At 46.1% G+C, this 17,334-nt stretch carries 18 protein-coding genes and 1 rRNA gene; 14 read left to right on the top strand and 5 right to left on the bottom strand.

Translation table 11 applies throughout. The features are described 5' to 3' along the window. Positions 1 to 85: ribosomal RNA gene (gene rrf, locus BGP75_RS10195) — 5S ribosomal RNA — on the top strand; the annotation flags it as partial. Between the two features lie 744 nt (positions 86 to 829). On the opposite strand, the gene BGP75_RS10200 is transcribed toward rrf, so the two are convergent. After that, entirely contained in the window at positions 830 to 1,681 is an 852-nt protein-coding gene (locus BGP75_RS10200; protein WP_076718408.1) for an HDOD domain-containing protein, read from the bottom strand. A 409-nt stretch (positions 1,682 to 2,090) separates the two neighbouring features. On the opposite strand from BGP75_RS10200, the gene BGP75_RS10205 reads away from it, so the two are divergent. Then, entirely contained in the window at positions 2,091 to 2,867 is a 777-nt protein-coding gene (locus BGP75_RS10205) for a hypothetical protein (RefSeq protein ID WP_076718410.1), read from the top strand. A 46-nt stretch (positions 2,868 to 2,913) separates the two neighbouring features. Then, on the top strand, positions 2,914 to 3,225 hold the full coding sequence (locus tag BGP75_RS10210) for an NGG1p interacting factor NIF3 (RefSeq protein ID WP_076718412.1): 312 nt from the start codon (positions 2,914 to 2,916) through the stop codon (positions 3,223 to 3,225). Here the strand turns inward: BGP75_RS10210 and BGP75_RS10215 are convergent. Next, positions 3,218 to 3,787, bottom strand: coding sequence for an NUDIX hydrolase (locus BGP75_RS10215; protein ID WP_076718415.1), 570 nt, complete (start codon positions 3,785 to 3,787; stop codon positions 3,218 to 3,220). The two genes, BGP75_RS10210 and BGP75_RS10215, sit on opposite strands and share 8 nt — an antisense overlap. A 277-nt stretch (positions 3,788 to 4,064) precedes the next feature. On the opposite strand from BGP75_RS10215, the gene BGP75_RS10220 reads away from it, so the two are divergent. Further along, positions 4,065 to 4,589, top strand: a complete 525-nt coding sequence (locus BGP75_RS10220) for a gamma carbonic anhydrase family protein (protein ID WP_076718417.1) — start codon at positions 4,065 to 4,067, stop codon at positions 4,587 to 4,589. Between the two features lie 30 nt (positions 4,590 to 4,619). Here the strand turns inward: BGP75_RS10220 and BGP75_RS10225 are convergent, their stop codons facing one another. After that, positions 4,620 to 5,894 (bottom strand): HlyC/CorC family transporter, encoded by a 1,275-nt coding sequence (locus tag BGP75_RS10225; RefSeq protein WP_076718419.1) that lies wholly within the window; start codon positions 5,892 to 5,894, stop codon positions 4,620 to 4,622. Between the two features lie 123 nt (positions 5,895 to 6,017). Continuing rightward, a complete protein-coding gene (locus tag BGP75_RS10230) occupies positions 6,018 to 6,809 on the bottom strand; it encodes an inner membrane protein YpjD (RefSeq protein WP_076718421.1) in 792 nt (263 codons plus the stop codon). Positions 6,810 to 7,029: 220 nt separating this feature from the next. On the opposite strand from BGP75_RS10230, the gene ffh reads away from it, so the two are divergent. The 7 genes from ffh (at position 7,030) to BGP75_RS10265 (ending at position 12,485) form a co-directional block, all read left to right on the top strand. Then, complete coding sequence (ffh, locus tag BGP75_RS10235; RefSeq protein WP_076718424.1) at positions 7,030 to 8,436, top strand: signal recognition particle protein; 1,407 nt, start codon at positions 7,030 to 7,032, stop codon at positions 8,434 to 8,436. A 237-nt stretch (positions 8,437 to 8,673) separates the two neighbouring features. Beyond that, positions 8,674 to 8,925 (top strand): 30S ribosomal protein S16, encoded by a 252-nt coding sequence (gene rpsP / locus BGP75_RS10240; RefSeq protein ID WP_076718427.1) that lies wholly within the window; start codon positions 8,674 to 8,676, stop codon positions 8,923 to 8,925. A gap of 27 nt (positions 8,926 to 8,952) precedes the next feature. Next, entirely contained in the window at positions 8,953 to 9,513 is a 561-nt protein-coding gene (gene rimM / locus BGP75_RS10245; RefSeq protein WP_233152901.1) for a ribosome maturation factor RimM, read from the top strand. A 3-nt stretch (positions 9,514 to 9,516) separates the two neighbouring features. Continuing rightward, positions 9,517 to 10,254: a tRNA (guanosine(37)-N1)-methyltransferase TrmD gene (gene trmD / locus BGP75_RS10250; RefSeq protein ID WP_076718429.1), complete on the top strand. Its 738-nt coding sequence runs from the start codon at positions 9,517 to 9,519 to the stop codon at positions 10,252 to 10,254. A gap of 34 nt (positions 10,255 to 10,288) precedes the next feature. Beyond that, the gene (gene rplS / locus BGP75_RS10255; RefSeq protein ID WP_076718431.1) at positions 10,289 to 10,651 is read left to right on the top strand and encodes a 50S ribosomal protein L19; all 363 of its coding nucleotides are present in this window, start codon (positions 10,289 to 10,291) and stop codon (positions 10,649 to 10,651) included. Positions 10,652 to 10,750: 99 nt separating this feature from the next. Next, positions 10,751 to 11,671, top strand: a complete 921-nt coding sequence (gene xerD, locus BGP75_RS10260) for a site-specific tyrosine recombinase XerD (protein WP_076718434.1) — start codon at positions 10,751 to 10,753, stop codon at positions 11,669 to 11,671. 61 nt (positions 11,672 to 11,732) lie between these two features. Then, complete coding sequence (locus tag BGP75_RS10265; RefSeq protein ID WP_076718436.1) at positions 11,733 to 12,485, top strand: DsbC family protein; 753 nt, start codon at positions 11,733 to 11,735, stop codon at positions 12,483 to 12,485. 35 nt (positions 12,486 to 12,520) lie between these two features. Here the strand turns inward: BGP75_RS10265 and BGP75_RS10270 are convergent, their stop codons facing one another. Continuing rightward, positions 12,521 to 12,862 (bottom strand): PilZ domain-containing protein, encoded by a 342-nt coding sequence (locus BGP75_RS10270; RefSeq protein ID WP_076718437.1) that lies wholly within the window; start codon positions 12,860 to 12,862, stop codon positions 12,521 to 12,523. Between the two features lie 118 nt (positions 12,863 to 12,980). Here BGP75_RS10270 and BGP75_RS10275 point away from each other — a divergent pair, with 118 nt between their 5' ends. From BGP75_RS10275 to BGP75_RS10285, 3 genes are all read left to right on the top strand, one after another. Continuing rightward, a complete protein-coding gene (locus tag BGP75_RS10275; RefSeq protein WP_083704737.1) occupies positions 12,981 to 13,610 on the top strand; it encodes a trimeric intracellular cation channel family protein in 630 nt (209 codons plus the stop codon). Positions 13,611 to 14,280: 670 nt separating this feature from the next. Then, positions 14,281 to 15,828, top strand: coding sequence for a sodium:alanine symporter family protein (locus tag BGP75_RS10280; RefSeq protein ID WP_076718439.1), 1,548 nt, complete (start codon positions 14,281 to 14,283; stop codon positions 15,826 to 15,828). A 201-nt stretch (positions 15,829 to 16,029) separates the two neighbouring features. Continuing rightward, positions 16,030 to 17,334, top strand: coding sequence for a homoserine dehydrogenase (locus BGP75_RS10285; protein WP_076718495.1), 1,305 nt, complete (start codon positions 16,030 to 16,032; stop codon positions 17,332 to 17,334).

The following is a 17,334-nucleotide window of genomic DNA, read 5'->3' on the forward strand; positions in this document are numbered from 1 at the left end:
AACCCATCCCGAACTCAGCAGTGAAACGGATCAGCGCCGATGGTAGTGTGGGGTTTCCCCATGTGAGAGTAGGTCATCGCCAAGCGCCTAACACCGAAAACCCCAGCACAGTGTGTTGGGGTTTTTTGTTAGTGGCGATGAGCTACGTGAGAGTAGGGCCGTGGCGGGAATTAGCGAAACAGGTTTCGCTCCGCCAGGGCGACTGGGGCGTGTACGTCCCCAGGACTTCCATCGCCAAGCGCCTAACCGAGAAAGCCTCGTCCTGACAGACGGGGCTTTTTTTATGGCTGCGATTTAACTCCCCTGAACCCATCCGCGCTCAATCTCCGAAAAACCAGCAGTGAAACGGATCAGCGCTGTGGGGAGTGTGGGGTTTCCCCAGATGTGAGCTGTTCATCGCCAAGAATCTAATAAAGAAATCCCCGGTACGTTGTATTGGGGTTTTTTGTTAGTGGCGATGAGCTACGTGAGAGTAGGGCCGTGGCGGGAATTAGCGAAACAGGTTTCGCTCCGCCAGGGCGACTGGGGCGTGTACGTCCCCAGGACTTCCATCGCCAAGCGCCTATTATGAAAAAAGGGCTATCCGTTAGGGTGGCCCTTTTTTTATATCTGGTGTGTGTTGAAATGACCTGCTCGAGAGTAGGGCAAAAACGGAAATGTCCAGAACATGCTCTGGCCCGATTTTGCGACTACAGCCTGTACGCCTGTAGGACTTCCATCGCCAAGCGCCTAACAGAGAAAGCCTCGTCCTGACGGACGGGGCTTTTTATTTCAGAAATAACTTATCGAATGGTTTTTGAAAAGATAAGCTCAACCCTGATTGTTGTTGCTACTCCTGAGTTTCAAGTTCTTCCAGGCATTTGTCTTTGATGTCGAGAAAATCCATTTCACTCAGCCCCAGGTGATCAAAGACTGCAGTTGGAGGGAGAGGTTTTAGTCTGTTGTCTTCTATTCGCCACATTCGTCGGAAGGCGTTGCTTATATGCTTGGCGATTATCAGAATAGCGAGGAGTGTCAGTACTTTTTCGTCTACATCTAAGCGGCGAGAAAATGCATCTGTATACAGTGGTTGTAATCTAATTGCCTCGCAAATATGTTCAGGAAGAAGCCATGTATTAATAAGTTGATGACCTACTTCATAGTGGTTAACTCGATATTGAGAATTCTGCTCGTTGCTGAATGTTAAGTTGGGGTTTGCGTTAACCTGATATAAAAGTTCTTTAAAATCTGGGTATTTTTGCATCATCAACGGGATGCCGCAATCATGGAACATTCCAACTGTGTAGGCGTCTTCGGATTCTATTTCCGTTAAACGACTTGCTAAGCTGGTCGATAAATGGGCGACTTCTTTGGCAGTATCCCAAAATCGATCAAGGCCGGGATAAGAGTCCAGAGCCGTCCTTAATGCAGTTACTTTCACTAGACTGAATACTTTGGTGGTACCCAGTAGCATGGTTGCATGGTCTACGGAGGTTACCCTGTTTCTAAGACCAAATAGTGGTGAGTTAATCATTTTTAGGACTGTTGCATAGAGGGTTACATCAGTTTTTAAACTTTGGGCAATTTTTTTAGCATCAGGTGTGCTTTTTTTCATCTCATTGCTGATTGCTATTAAAGCATCAGGGCGTGGTGGGATTGAAAAACTGGATGCTATTTCTCTGGCTGATATTGCTTTTGCCATGTTAGGTCAATCTCCTTAGACCAAAGAGTCGCCTTTACGACCACTGGTGGTTTGTCACGAGTCAGCAACTTAATGATTGCTAGTATTGGTCTTTGCTTAAACTGTAGTGGCCTTAACAGGCACATTTTCTGGGGCAGGAAATGAAAGCTACCGGTTACCAGATGGCCAAATAAAAAAGTAGCTTGATTCTATCCTTCGGCTGTTCGCTTCTGCAATCCTGAAGTATCGCTGTTTTTGTCTATTGTCATTAAAGCCGTAATATAATGAATACTGTTTGGCCGATACGGGGGAGAAAGTTACAAATCTTTGACTGGTCCCGTTTAATAGTTGCTAGGGATATTTTTCGTTGGTTATCATATGTAACATTTAAAAGCTGTTAAACAATAAGCAGATAGAGTAAGGATAGTCGATGACAAAGTTTAGAGCTTTTTTAGTTCACTTCCTCCTCAGTACTACAATTTTTGTTAGTGTGATATTGCTAGTCGCCTTTGCCTGGTATCCATCGATTTATCTGGAGGCTTCGGGAGTCTGGATGGCATTACGGATGGTCGCTTTGGTTGATGTGGGCCTCGGGCCACTGATGACACTCATTCTTTTTAGGAAGAATAAACCAGGGCTCAAGTTTGATCTTAGTGTTGTAGCCTGTGTGCAGGTGATTGCCTTATGCTATGGTGTTTGGGTGCTTTATTCCCAGAAGCCGGTGCTGACCGTTTTTCATGATGGTTTTTATATTTGCTTGGATCAGTCTCAGGTTGATTATTCTGGTGTCAAGCTTGATCGCTTTGATGATGGACGGTTTGTTGTCCCCATTGCCATATTGCCAAAACTTTCGGAGCAGCAGTCTAAAGAATGGCATGCCCGTCAAGCTTTACTCCCTGAAGGGTATCCCAAACATCCTGCATTTGTTTATGGAGAATCTCTTGTTGAATACAATCCAGCTACCCTTCCGATGGTGTTAGAGGATGAGTGGGATCTTAGTCGCCAATTGGAGTTGAGTGCTGAGGATAAAGCGATATGGCTGGAATATCAAAACGAGTTTGGTACGGATTCAGGTCACGCCTATTTTGTGTTTACCTGTGGCAAGCATCAGTATATGACCGTGATGAATCCTAAGTCAGGGGAATTGGAAGCTACTTTGGATATATCATTCCTGAATGCTCGACAAAAGCGGCTTATAAAACCTTAGTGAGACGACGAGTAGGCCAATGAGTTGGAGCTTATAACGCAATAATATGTATAAGTTATGTTTTTTTGTTCCTGAGTCTCACGTGGAAACAGTAAAAAATGCTGTTTTTTTGACTGGCGCTGGATACATAGGAAACTATGATCAATGCTGCTGGCAAGTGATGGGGACTGGACAGTTTCGGGCTTTGCAGGGCAGTCAGCCATTTACCGGTCTGCAAGGGCAGCTCCATAAGCTGTCTGAATGGAAAGTTGAAATCGTCTGCGAGGATCATTTGATTGAGCAGGCTGTAGCTGCAATGAAAAAAGCTCACCCCTATGAAGAGGTGGCCTATGATGTGATTAAGCTTGAGGTTATTTGAGCTTGTTGTTCAGATGGGTTCGCTGTGATGTTGATCTGTCTAGATCGACATGTCGTATTGGATAGTCTCCTGTTTTTCTGTCTTCGAAGAAGAATTTCAGTGCTTGTTCAATCGTTTGGAATGCCAGTTGCTGCCAGGGAATGTCCTGTTCTGCAAATAACCTGGTTTCCAGAGTTTCTTCGCCTGCGCCATAGATAGGATGGTTGAGAGTTGCTCTGTAAATCATCTGAATCTGGCTGATATGTTTAATGCTGGTGAGCGTATAAAGATCATGAATTTCGACTTCTGCGCAAGCCTCTTCCTGGGTTTCTCTCAAGGCCGCTTGACGAGTTGATTCTCCATTTTCCATAAACCCGGCAGGAAGGGTCCATAGTCCTCGTTGCGGCTCAATTGCTCTCTTGCAAAGTAGTACTTTGTCTTCATAAGAGGCAAGACAACCAGCAACGACTTTTGGATTCTGGTAGTGAATATAATTGCAGTTAACGCATACATGGCGAGGGAGGTTGTCTCCGTCGGGCACCTTTATACAAACTTTCGATCCGCATTGGCAACAGAAATTCATACGATGTCACATTGATCAGTCTGGTTACTTGGGCTGCTGTTGGGCTCTACTTTATTGCTTACCCAAGCTATGATGTACGATATCTATTAGTGTGATCAAGTTCAAAGGGTCACTAAAAAGGATCAATCTGCCTTATTTCAGTGTTTGGTAAAATCCTGGTCTAAAGAGCGGCATTAGAAATTGGAAGCTTATCCTTTTGTCGAGCGGCTAAATTTGTAATTTACAGCTAGAATTCTGTTTCGTTACCAACCTGAAACTAATGAGGAGAGGATTGGTCATGATATACCACGTGGATAACCGGAGTGTAGAGTTCAAAAGTGGTAGGTACTTTGTTGCTAACAATGCGACTGTGGTGGGAAGTGTTGTTATCGGTAACAACGTCAGTGTTTGGTTTAATGCGGTAATACGTGGAGACAGTGACCCTATCAACGTTGGTGACAACTCAAATATTCAGGATGCTGCAGTATTGCATGCTGATCCTGGCTACCCCCTGGATATTGGTGAGGGTGTAACGGTGGGCCATAAGGTGATGCTGCATGGCTGTACGATTGGTGATAACTCACTTATCGGAATTAATGCGGTGGTACTTAATGGCGCCAAGATAGGTAAGAACTGCTTAATAGGTGCGAATACCCTTATATCGGAAGGTATGGAGGTTCCTGATGGTTCTTTAGTCGTTGGAACACCAGGCAGAATACGCCGCACTCTTAGCGAACAAGAGATTGACGGTTTACGAGCCAGCGCTGAGCATTATGTATCCAACATGCGCAGATATCGTCAAAGCCTGGTTCAAGTTGAGTAATCAGCTGCGCCCGAAGCAGGGCTGAGCTGATTATGGCTTACTGTTTTTTAATGCAATATCCGAGACTCTGGCCATTTTGACCAAATTGTCTTGAATTTGAATCGTTTCAATGTGATAGCCGTTGATATCCAGGCAAATATTGCTGTCAGGGATAAACTCGAGTGTTTCAGTAATTAAGCCATTGAGTGTTTTAGGTCCATCAATTGGGAAATCCCAGTCCATTGCCTTGTTGATATCCCGTATTGTTGCGGAGCCATCGATGAAGAACGTACCATCATCCTGAGGATGGATGTCCTGATTCTCAATTTTTCGGTTTTCTGATAATTCTCCAACGATTTCCTCGAGTATGTCCTCTAGTGTGCAGATTCCCTGGATGTCTCCATATTCGTCAACTACCAGTCCAATACGCTTGCCCTCTTTTTGGAAGTTAAGCAGTTGAGTCTGGAGCGGAGTGCTTTCAGGTATAAAGTAAGGTTCTTTGGTTTCCTGCAATAGCGCAGCCTTGCTGGGATCTCCTGATTTGAGAACCCGTGCCATATTGCGCAGGTGGAGAATACCTACTACCTGATTAATATCGCCATTGTAAACAGGCAGCCGGGTATGGTCGCTACTGGAAATAAAATCTAAGATATCTTCAAGGTCGTCTTCAAGGTCAATTCCTTTCACCTCATTTCGAGGGATCATAATGTCCTGGACCGTTACTTCCTCCAGTTCCAGAATGCCCAAAAGCATTGATTGGTTTCGCTGAGGAATCAGAGCCCCAGCTTCATTTACAATCGTTCTCAGTTCTTCAGTGCTTAGGTGATCATGGTTTTGTGGATCTGATCTGACTCCAAGGACTCTCAATAATCCGTTTGTGATTCCATTAACCAGCCAGACAGCAGGATACATTAAAGTCAGCAGTGGCTTGAGAACAAGGGCCGCTGGGAAGGCTACTTTTTCCGGATGCAAGGCCGCCAGTGTTTTTGGTGTGACCTCAGCAAAGATCAGGATAATGAGAGTAAGTCCGAAGGTTGCCACCAGAGGGCCTGCGTCCCCCCATAGCCTGACGGCAATAACCGTCGCAATGGAAGCTGCGGCGATGTTCACCAGATTGTTGCCAATGAGAATAATGCCTATTAAGCGATCAGGCCGGGATAAAAGTTTGTTAGCGCGCACGGCGCCTCTGTGCCTGTTTTTCACCAAATGCCGCAGTCGATAGCGGTTAAGTGACATCATCCCTGTTTCAGAACTGGAAAAAAAAGCTGAGCAGAGTATGAGAAGGGTCAGAATTCCCGATAACAGGCCAATTGATGCGTCGTCCAAGACGGGGGTAACCTTTAGTTTCGATAAGGATGGAAATTGTCCTGTCTTGACGGAGTTCTGTCAAGGTGGAGTTTGTTAATAATTGCTTAATTTCTAAAAAAAGAAGAAGTTATCTTCTTATGGCTAGATCATTAATTCAAGCGCAAACTTGCTACCAAAATAGGCCAGCATCAGTGCGCTAAAGCCTCCCAGGGTCCAGCGAATAGCGGCAATTCCACGCCAGCCCCTCTGCTGACGGCCCCAAAGCATAATGGCATAAACTATCCAGGCAACAATCGATAACAGTGTTTTGTGAACTAAATGCTGGGCGAAAATATCATCCAAAAAAAGCATGCCGGTGATCAGTGAAACGGTTAGTAGGGCTTCTCCCGTCCAGAGCATCTCAAACATCAGTTTTTCCATCATCATCAACGGAGGTAAAGCGGCTACAATCCCCTTTGTATGATGCTGGCGAAGTTGTCTGTCTTGTAATGAAATCAGTATTGCCTGGACTGCTGCTATGGTGAAAACGCTGTAGGCCAGTATAGAGCTTAGAATATGACTGATAATTCCCGGGCTGTAAGGTTTTGGTGCTGCTGTCTGAGGGGCCAGGGCTGCAAGTACTACGGTAATAGCGGCCAATGGGAATAGCGCAACAAACAGGTTTTTTAGAGGCTTAGTCAGGCTGCTAATCAGTACTAAACCTGCGATCAGCCATGCAATCAATGAGGATACGGGAAAAAAACCAAGTTGAATTCCGTCGCCGGGATGCAGCACGATATAGACTGCCAGTGTATGGAGTACAACGGCCGCAACACCGGTACCCATAACCAGTTTATTATGATCAGTACGACTGCCGGTCAAGGCGGTCGCTTGCACTGCGCTGGAAACCAGGTACAGGATTGCACAGATAAAACTGATAAAAATCAAGCTCATTGTCTCTGACTTTCACGAAACGTAAATGGGCTCTAAGTGTGTCATAAATCCTTAGAAGATTGAATAGAGGGGTTTTCTGATCAGGTTACTTATTCATTTAATTTTAGTTTTGAAGTGCATTGCGCATGCCCGTAGAGAGGATAGACTGCATAGGGTATAATCAGCAGCAGTTTTGTCAGTCGGAGTGCCCGGCCGAAGGTTAGGAGCCAATAAATTTCCCATGTTTGATAACTTAACGGATCGCTTGACGCATGCGCTGAAATCAGTGACGGGTCAGGCCAAGCTTACAGAAGATAATATAAAGGGCACCTTGCGTGAGGTGCGGATGGCTTTATTGGAAGCGGATGTCGCGCTGCCGGTGGTCAAAGAATTTATTGCCGGAGTAAAGGATCGCGCTGTAGGACAAGAAGTAACAAAGAGTCTTACACCGGGGCAGGTCTTCGTCAAAATTGTTCGTGAAGAGCTCGTTAATGTTATGGGCTCGGCGAGTGAGGAGTTAAATCTTGCTGCACAGCCTCCCGCCGTTGTCATGATGGCTGGCTTGCAGGGGGCTGGTAAAACGACCTCTGTCGCCAAGCTGGCTCGTTGGCTAAAAGAACGAAAGAAAAAAACGGTATTGGTCGTTTCTGCTGATATCTATCGTCCTGCGGCGATAAAGCAGTTAGAAACTCTTGCTTCTGAGGTTGGTGTTCATTTTTTTCCGTCGACAGCAGATCAGCGTCCGGTTGATATAGCAGAGGGTGCTATTCAGCACGCTAAAATTAAGCATTATGATGTGGTCATCGTGGATACCGCTGGTCGACTTCATGTTGATAGCGACATGATGGACGAGATCAAGCAGTTGCACGGTGCAATCAATCCTGTTGAAACTCTCTTCACCGTTGATTCAATGACGGGGCAGGATGCCGCCAATACTGCTAAGGCATTTAACGATGTGCTTCCCCTGACCGGTGTCGTCTTGACCAAGACTGATGGTGATGCCCGTGGTGGAGCGGCGTTATCTGTTCGACATATTACAGGTAAGCCGATTAAGTTCCTTGGTATTGGGGAAAAAACAGATGCCCTGGAGCCTTTTCATCCTGACCGGGTAGCTTCTCGTATTCTCGGAATGGGAGATGTGCTTTCTCTGATCGAAGAGGTCGAGCATAAAGTCGACAAGAAAAAAGCCGAAAAACTTGCCGGAAAGATTAAAAAGGGTAAGGGCTTTGATCTGGAAGATTTTCGTGAGCAGTTACAGCAGATGAAAAATATGGGCGGCATGGCTTCCATGATGGGCAAGTTGCCCGGGATGGGAAAAATGGCCCAGGCAGCAGAGGAAGCAGGCGCTGAAAAGGGGATGATGCAGATGGAAGCTATCATTAACTCAATGACGCCGCATGAACGCCGTTTTCCTGATGTTATCAATGGTCCGCGTAAGAAGCGTATTGCTGCTGGTTCAGGTACCCAGATTCAAGATGTGAATCGAGTACTTAAGCAGCATAAGCAGATGCAAAAGATGATGAAAAAATTCGCTGGTAAGGGGATGGCTAAGATGATGCGCGGTATGAAAGGTATGTTACCTCCCGGCGCTGGCGGTAGCATGGGCGGTGGTTTTCCTGGAGGCCCTGGCGGATTTCCTCGCCGCTAAAATGATTGCTTGCTGGTTTCTCTTACTGGTGTCTGAAAAATAGGCACATAGTTCTTTCAAAGGGTGGTTTATTCGCGTAGAATTACCGCCCTTCGTGTATTCATCTCAGTTGTGCGTACCTGCAGCCTTTCTCATGATTAATCATTGATTGGGACAGTTTAAGGGTGAGCGTGCCTCTGGGCGACACTAACTGTGGGCGATATTAAAACCCACTCAGCAATAAAGGGATCGATGCCAATGGTAGTTATTCGATTAGCACGTGGAGGCTCTAAGAAGCGTCCTTTTTATCACATTACAGTAGCCGACCAGCGCAATTCTCGTGACGGTCGCTTTATTGAGCGTTTAGGGTTCTTTAATCCGGTTGCTCGTGGACAGGAAGAGCGTTTACGCGTAGATCTGGAACGTGTTGCTCACTGGCAAAGCAAAGGCGCGCAGCCTAGCGGTCGCGTTGCAACGCTGTTGAAAGAAGCAGCTAAAGCCGCTGAATAATTTGGTGGACCGGACGATCAATTCCAAATGATGAAGCGAGGAGAAAAGAAGCAGACTTTACCCGGGAGGGCCAGTTCGCTGGTGACCATGGGAAAAGTGACTTCGCTCTACGGTGTAAGGGGTTGGGTAAAAATCTATTCCCATACCGAGCCGATGGAGAATATTCTTAGCTATAAACCTTGGTATCTTAGACTCGATGGCCGTTGGCAAAAAGTTGAGTTAGATCAGGGGAAACGTCATGGTAAGGGTTTGGTCGCCAAACTAGTTGGGTGCGATGATCGAGATCAGGCCAGCAATTTTTGCGGTGCTGAAATCGGTATAGAACAGGATCAGTTACCCGCGTTAGAGGGTGACGATTATTACTGGCATCAACTAGAAAACTTAAATGTAGTAACCGAGTCCGATGTGATTTTGGGCCGGGTAGATCACTTGATTCCGACAGGTTCCAATGATGTGCTTGTAGTTAAGGGTACAAAGGAAAGTCTGGACAAGAGGGAGAGACTAATCCCCTACTTGCCAGATCAGGTGATCAAAGAAATTAATCTTGAATCAGGTATTATTCGGGTCGATTGGGATCCGGAGTTTTAGTTCGTGTGGGTTGGTGTAGTTACGTTGTTTCCAGAGATGTTTCAGGCAATCTCAGACTATGGGGTTACTGGAAGAGCAGTCAGTAAGGGTCTGATCAGTCTCAATTATTGGAATCCACGAGAATTTGCAACCGACAAACACCGTACTGTCGATGACCGGCCTTATGGCGGCGGACCTGGGATGCTGATGAAAGTCCAGCCTCTTCGGGATGCAATCCAGGCAGCTAAAGCTGCAGCGGGTGAGGGGGTTAGAGTAATCTATCTTTCACCGCAAGGGCGGAAACTAGATCAGTCCGGGGTTCGCGAGCTGGTCAGTCGGGAAAAGATGGTGCTGGTCGCCGGTCGCTACGAGGGAATTGATGAGCGACTTTTGGAAACTGAAATAGATGAGGAATGGTCAATAGGGGACTTTGTCCTAAGTGGTGGCGAGCTGCCAGCCATGACCATTGTCGATGCTGTTTCTCGGTTGGTACCGGGTGTGTTAGGGCATGAGGATTCTGCTAGTGAAGACTCCTTTGAGGACGGGCTTTTAGACTGCCCTCATTACACACGACCAGAGTCGATTGACGAACGGCAAGTACCTGAAGTGTTGCTCAGTGGCAACCATAAAGAGATTAAGCGCTGGAGACTAAAACAACAGCTTGGGCGCACCTGGCAAAGAAGACCCGAATTATTGGACGGTCGGGAACTGAATAGCGAGCAGCAGTGTTTGCTAGAAGAATTTATCCGCGAAACCAAATAGCAGAGTTGAGCGGCTGATAGTTTAGGAGCAAGTGATGAGCAGCAAGAACCTGATCATTCAGCAGATTGAAAACGAACAGATGGAAAAGCAGGTACCTGAGTTTGGACCCGGTGACACCGTGGTCGTTCAGGTAAAAGTAGTTGAAGGTACTCGTGAGCGTCTACAGGCGTTTGAAGGCGTAGTTATTGGCAAGCGTAACCGTGGCCTGAACTCTGCTTTCACCGTCCGTAAAATTTCTCACGGTGTTGGTGTAGAGCGTACTTTCCAGACATATAGTAAGGCAGTTGATAGTCTTGCTGTTAAGCGTCGTGGTGACGTTCGTCAAGCTAAGTTGTACTACTTGCGCGACCTTTCCGGTCGTTCTGCACGTATCAAAGAGAAATTGGCCAAAAAGTAATTTGGTTAATTTAGTAAAAAGGCAGCTTCGGCTGCCTTTTTTGTTGCTCGCAATATGTTCACCGTTTCCTGTCACAGATATTTTTGATACAAAGTCTTAATGAGTTCAAATTTGGCTAAATCTAAAGAATATCCCGGAAAGGTCCTCACTGAGGCTTATTTACAATTCTTATGGTTGGAAAAAGGTCTTAGCGATAACACTCTGGCTGCATATAGGCGGGATATCAGGGCTTACGCCGAGTGGCTGAAACTGCAAGGGAGCAGATTAGAGCATGGTCAGCGAAAAGAATTACTTGGCTATCTCAGTTATCAAAACAAAAATCGTATCAGTGCTCCGTCATCGGCGCGTATGCTTTCCTGCTTGCGTGGGTTTTACCGTTATCTTATCAGCGAGGGAGTTGTTGCCAAGGATCCAACGCAGGAAATAGACAATCCCAAGTTAGGACGGCCATTGCCGAAAGTCTTGACTGAAGAGGATGTGGAGGAGTTGCTGGCTGCTCCAGACCCCCAGGACTTGGTCGGATTCCGTGACAAAGTCATGCTAGAACTTATTTATGCCAGCGGGCTGCGTGTCAGCGAACTGGTGACGCTGGAGTTGTCACAGCTTAATATGCGGCAAGGTGTGGTAAGAGTCACGGGGAAGGGGAGTAAAGATAGGTTGGTTCCTATTGGTGAAGTAGCACTCGACTGGCTGATGAGGTATTTAAGGCAGGGGCGCACATTGCTGCTTAAAGATATGAATAGTGAGGTCCTTTTCCCCAGTAAGCGGGGAAGGATGATGACTCGGCAGACTTTTTGGTATCGAGTTAAATATTATGCTCAGTTGGCGGGAATTGATAAGCCCATTTCACCACATACTCTTCGACATGCATTTGCGACACATTTGCTGAATCATGGGGCAGATTTGAGAGTTGTTCAGTTATTGTTAGGCCATAGTGACCTGTCAACCACCCAGATATATACACATATTGCGCAACAACGCTTACAATCACTGCATCAGCAACACCACCCAAGAGGATAGCTGAACTCTAGCCAGCTCTTGGGCTCTAAAGGCGGATCAAGCCAAGATTATTGAGGTACTTATGAGAATTTCCGGGTTATTTTTTGTTTATTGTGTTGCTACTTCAGCAGCTTTGTTCCAAAGCTCTCTGCTCTCTGCGGCAGAAGCCTATGACCAGATTCGCAGCAAGATTCAGGCTGTTGCCTCCAGCTCTCAAATTATAGGAATAAAGCCAACTGCCGTGCCGGGGTTGATGGAAGTTGAATTTGATAACGGGAAGGCTGTTTATGCCAGTTCTGATGGTGAGTATATCCTTGACGGCACTCTATTTAAGCTAACAGATCAAGGTGTAGTTGATATTCGCGGACAGAGAATTGAAGCAGAGCTACAGCCAGTCCGTAAGGAAATGATTTCCAGTTTGGATACAGAAGATATGGTTGTCTTTTCACCCGCCGGCGAGGTTAAGGCAACTGTATATGCCTTTACTGATGTTGACTGCGGATATTGCAGAAAACTGCATAGTGAAATGCAGGCGTATAATGATTTGGGGATTGAAGTACGTTATCTGGCATTTCCTCGTGCGGGTACAAACTCTCATTCTTACGATAAAATGGTTGCTATTTGGTGTGCGGAAGACAGACAAAGTGCTATGACCGACTCGAAGGCTGGGCGTTCAATTGCAATGAAAAGCTGTGAAAACCCTGTATCTGACCAATATGCACTCGGTAATAGGGTCGGGGTTAGAGGGACGCCCGCTTTAATGACGGTGGATGGCGAATTGATGCCTGGCTACGTGCCTGCTCCAAGATTGGCTCAGGCTCTTGGCTTAAACTAACATCCGACTCATATGAATGTTGTGTTTCCCTGGGGTCAGTTAAATCTGGCTCCAGGGTCCAAAGAGAGGATCAACCCTTTGTAATGAGTGGGGATGTTCTCAAACTGTATCCCAAGCCCAAAGCCATTTCTGCCTTCCAGGGCTGTGCTGTGGAGCGTGTTGGCCCATAGTTTGAACACACTGCGTTCAGGAGGGCTGGGTGGTGTGAGTTCCATGAGTATGTGAACTCCCGCTGGGAGTCGCTTATTGGTTACCAGACGAGCACCACCACTGGACAGATTTTCAGTACTGGCCTCCATGCGGTGTCCGTCAGGAAGTACAAGTAGTGCCGGTAGTGCTTTATCGTAGCGTGTATGTTGGCGGCGTTCTACTGTCATAGTCGTTCCCTGAAATGCTGATTAAAGAAAAGCTAGCAAAAGAAGATCGTCTAGCGTTCATTGTTGCTTATCCTTGATAAGAAGGTCCAGAAAAAATAGAGATGAGGCTGTAAAAAATATGGAATTTCTGGATTTGACTCTATTGGTTAACTGGTTGGGGTTAGCTGGTATCGCAGTTTTTGCTGTTTCGGGGGCCTTGGACGCTGCTCGAAATGAGATGGATATTCTCGGCTTTATGTTAATTGGCACTGTTACAGGGCTAGGAGGGGGAACGGCCAGGGATCTGTTGCTCGGACGTTCTCCCGTTTATTGGGTTGAAGAGCCAATCTATGTGGGTATCTGTTTGGTGGTTACCACTATTACCTATTTTGTCGTTCCATATATAGCGTCAAGAACACGGGCGCTGGTCTGGATGGATGCACTTGGTATTTCATTGTTCTGTGTAACAGGAACACAAATTGCCCATGGCTTAGGGGTGTCTCCGCTCATTTCAGTTTGTATGGGAGTCATGACAGCTACTTTTGGTGGAATTACCCGCGATGTTCTTTGTAGAGAGTCTCTTATGCTGGGACAGCGAGAGCTGTATGTGACAACCACTGTTCTGGGGGCTTCGGTATATTTGTTACTGCAATGGTTGTCATTACCTCAGTACATTGCTGTTTTGGGTGGCTTTTCAACAGCTTTTGCATTACGCAGTGCGGCTATTTTATTTGACCTTCGGTTGCCTTCATATCATACCTCGAAATAGAACCTGATTAGGAAGCCTGTGAATAAGTCTATTGTATTCTAGAGTCCATCCTTCGGGGCTTTCAGAACAACTAGATCTCAGCGTTAACGATTTTCGACAGACAGCCAGTATGTCTGTAATCGTTGCCTTGATCTCCAATCGCTCTGAAAGCCACCTTGTTCATAGGTTTCTTAGCTTCGGTTCCTGGTGATCGAATAGTTTTGTAATCTCAGGTGGTATTCACTTAATGCTCTTGGTTTTCATCAGAAATTGATATATAACAATTAGATGTTTTTCATGTATTGATTTAAAGTTATTCAAATAAAACGGATTATTTCAAGAGTCATTGATTTAGCCGTGCCACTATTTTTATAGACAGTAATAATAACCAGAGATAGAAGCCTTTCTAGAAAAATCATCGAAAATATTCAACATATTGGTGAATATTTTTATGCCCTCTAAGGTATGATTTCCGCGGGTTAATTCAACCTAATTCCAGTCACTACGGGACATTCAGAACTACTTCGGAGTCTTTGTGCTTCCCCGTATATGCGGATTGGAGACAGTGTTTCTGTCATAAGTTTGTTGATTATCCCTGTCCTTTTAGCAGGCCGGTTACAAGTCGGAAATCTGCTGAGAGGTTCAAAGTTATTACCCATAACTAGAACTATAAATATAAGAGGCCCTCATAATGAAAGCATGGATTTGTGCTCTTCTTTCTCTATTTATCAGTCCACTCGCTTCAGCTTCAGACGGTGTGGATCAAGCAATAAATGAAGCAATCGCTCCCATCTCAAATGTTATCGCCGGTATTGTCTTCTACTCCGTTCCTGTGGGTGATGCATCACTACCTTTAATTGTTGTCTGGCTTGTTGTCGCAGCAATTTTCTTTACAGTTTATTTCGGTTTTATAAATGTTCGTGGTTTTAGTCATTCCATTAAAGTGGTGCGTGGCGACTTCACAAACCCTCGGGATAAAGGGGAAGTCAGTCATTTTCAAGCGCTGACTGCTGCTCTTTCGGGGACTGTTGGTCTGGGAAATATTGCAGGTGTCGCTATTGCTGTGTCTATTGGCGGGCCCGGTGCTACTTTTTGGATGATTGTCGGTGGTCTGCTGGGAATGTCCTCAAAGTTTGTGGAATGCACCCTGGGTGTTAAATACCGTAATATTAATCCTGACGGCAGTGTTTCTGGTGGGCCTATGTATTACCTTAGTAAAGGTCTGGCTGAGCAGGGTAAAGCAGGGTTGGGTAAATTCCTGGCAGTATTTTTTGCAATTTGCTGTATTGGTGGTGCTTTTGGTGCCGGTAACATGTTTCAGGCTAACCAGGCTGTCCAGCAAGTGATTAGCGTTACCGGTGGTGATGCCAGCTTTTTCGCAGGTCAGGCTTGGGTTCTCGGTCTGGTGATGGCCGTGCTCGTTGGTATCGTAATTATCGGTGGCATTAAGTCAATCGGACGGGTTACAGAAAGAATTGTACCCTTTATGGCAGGTATTTATGTAGCGGCTGCATTGGTAATTTTGTTTATGAACATGGAGAAAATACCTGAAGCCTTTGGTCTGATTTTTGCCGGTGCCTTCAGTGCTGCGGGCGTAACCGGTGGTGTTATTGGTTGTATGATTCAGGGCTTTAAGAGAGCTTCTTTCTCCAACGAAGCGGGTATTGGTTCCGCTGCAATTGCTCATTCAGCGGTGAAAACCAATGAACCTTTGAGTGAAGGCTTTGTGTCCTTATTAGAGCCGTTTATCGATACCGTAGTGATTTGTACAATGACTGCTCTGGTTATTGTTATTACAGGTGCTTACGCAAATAATGCTGGTCTGGGCGGGGTTGCTCTGACTTCCAGTGCTTTTGAAAGTGCCATATCCTGGTTCCCATATGTTCTGGCTGTTGCTGTTGTTCTGTTTGCCTTCTCAACCATGCTTTCCTGGTCTTATTATGGCACTAAAGCCTGGACCTATCTATTTGGTGAGAGTAAGGCTTCCGATTTGACCTTTAAGTTTATCTTCTGTGGTTTTGTTGTAGTTGGTGCATCTATGAGCTTGGGGCCTGTTATTGATTTCTCTGACTCGATGATTTTTGCCATGAGTATTGCCAACATAGCCGGTCTTTATATGCTGGCCCCTGTCGTTAAACGCGAACTTTCCAGTTACCTGGCGCGTATCAACAGTGGTGAGATCACGAATCACCGTACTGAAACTGTTGAAGAAGAGGGTGGTGATACTGCAACGGTTTGATTTTTAAAGTTTTAACTGCCAAATAAAACTTCCGCTCCGATCCTTACTCGAGGAACTGGAGCGGAAGTTTTTTTTTGCCTGTAATCGACTCACTCCCGCCGCCGTTTATTTGTTACAATGTCCGCCATTTTGGCGTAGCTAAGGGGACCCTCCCTGGTTGCGTTTTCAGCAAGCGATCAGCAAAGGGCTGTGGGAATGGGTTTGAAACCAGTAAAAGTTGGCATCTGTGGTTTAGGTACCGTTGGCAGCGGTACTTTTAACGTTCTGAAACGTAACGAAAAAGAAATTTCTCGTCGTGCAGGCCGGGTTATTCGCGTAGAAGAGATTGGTGCGCGCCGTGAAAACTCGAACTGCGATACCAAAGGAATTCAGACGACCAGTGATATTCTTGCAGTTGCCATGAATCCTGAGATTGATATTGTCGTTGAGTTAATCGGCGGATATGAGAAGGCGCTGGAACTGGTTCTGACGGCGATTGAGCATGGTAAGCATGTAGTCACTGCGAACAAAGCTTTGATTGCTGAGCATGGTAATGAAATCTTCGAAGCAGCCCAGCGCAAAAATGTCATGGTTGCGTTCGAAGCTTCAGTGGCTGGGGGTATTCCTATTGTTAAGGCCATACGTGAAGGCTTGGCGGCAAACAGCATTAATTGGCTGGCGGGTATTATCAACGGTACAGGGAACTTCATTCTGACCGAAATGCGTGATAAAGGCCGTTCCTTTGATGAGGTGTTAGCAGAAGCTCAGGAACTGGGCTATGCCGAAGCAGACCCAACCTTTGATGTCGAAGGTATTGATGCCGCTCACAAGTTAACGATACTGGCTTCTTTGGCTTATGGGGTACCACTACAATTTAGCAAGGCTTATACCGAAGGTATCAGCAAAATTACAACGGACGATGTCAATTATGCTGAAGAGCTGGGGTACCGCATCAAACATCTGGGCATCAGTCGTCGAACCGAAGAGGGAATAGAACTGCGTGTTCATCCCACCCTGATACCGGAAAAGCGTCTGATCGCTAATGTTGATGGTGTTATGAATGCTGTTGTCGTTGATGCCGATGCGGTTGGGCCTACTCTGTACTATGGTGCTGGAGCTGGAAGTGAGCCAACGGCCTCCGCTGTAATCGCTGATTTGGTTGATGTCGTTCGTACTATGACCGCTGATCGGGATAATCGTGTTCCACACCTGGCCTTTCAACCGACCCGTCTGTCCGATACTCCTATCCTTCCAATGGAACAGGTGAAAACTGCGTATTATCTGCGTATGAGTGCGGTTGATCATCCAGGTGTACTCGCTGAAGTGACTCGTATTCTGGCGGACCAGGGCGTCAGCATTGATTCGATCCTGCAGAAGAGCACACATAAAAACCTGGTACCAGTGATCATCCTGACTCATCAGGTACAGGAAAAACAGATGAATAGTGCGATTCAGCAGATTGAAGCGTTAAGTGATATCAGTGGTGATGTAACTCGGATTCGTGTTGAACAACTGGATGCGAACTAG

The organism is Motiliproteus sp. MSK22-1, assembly GCF_001968815.1.
GTDB lineage: Bacteria > Pseudomonadota > Gammaproteobacteria > Pseudomonadales > Balneatricaceae > Motiliproteus.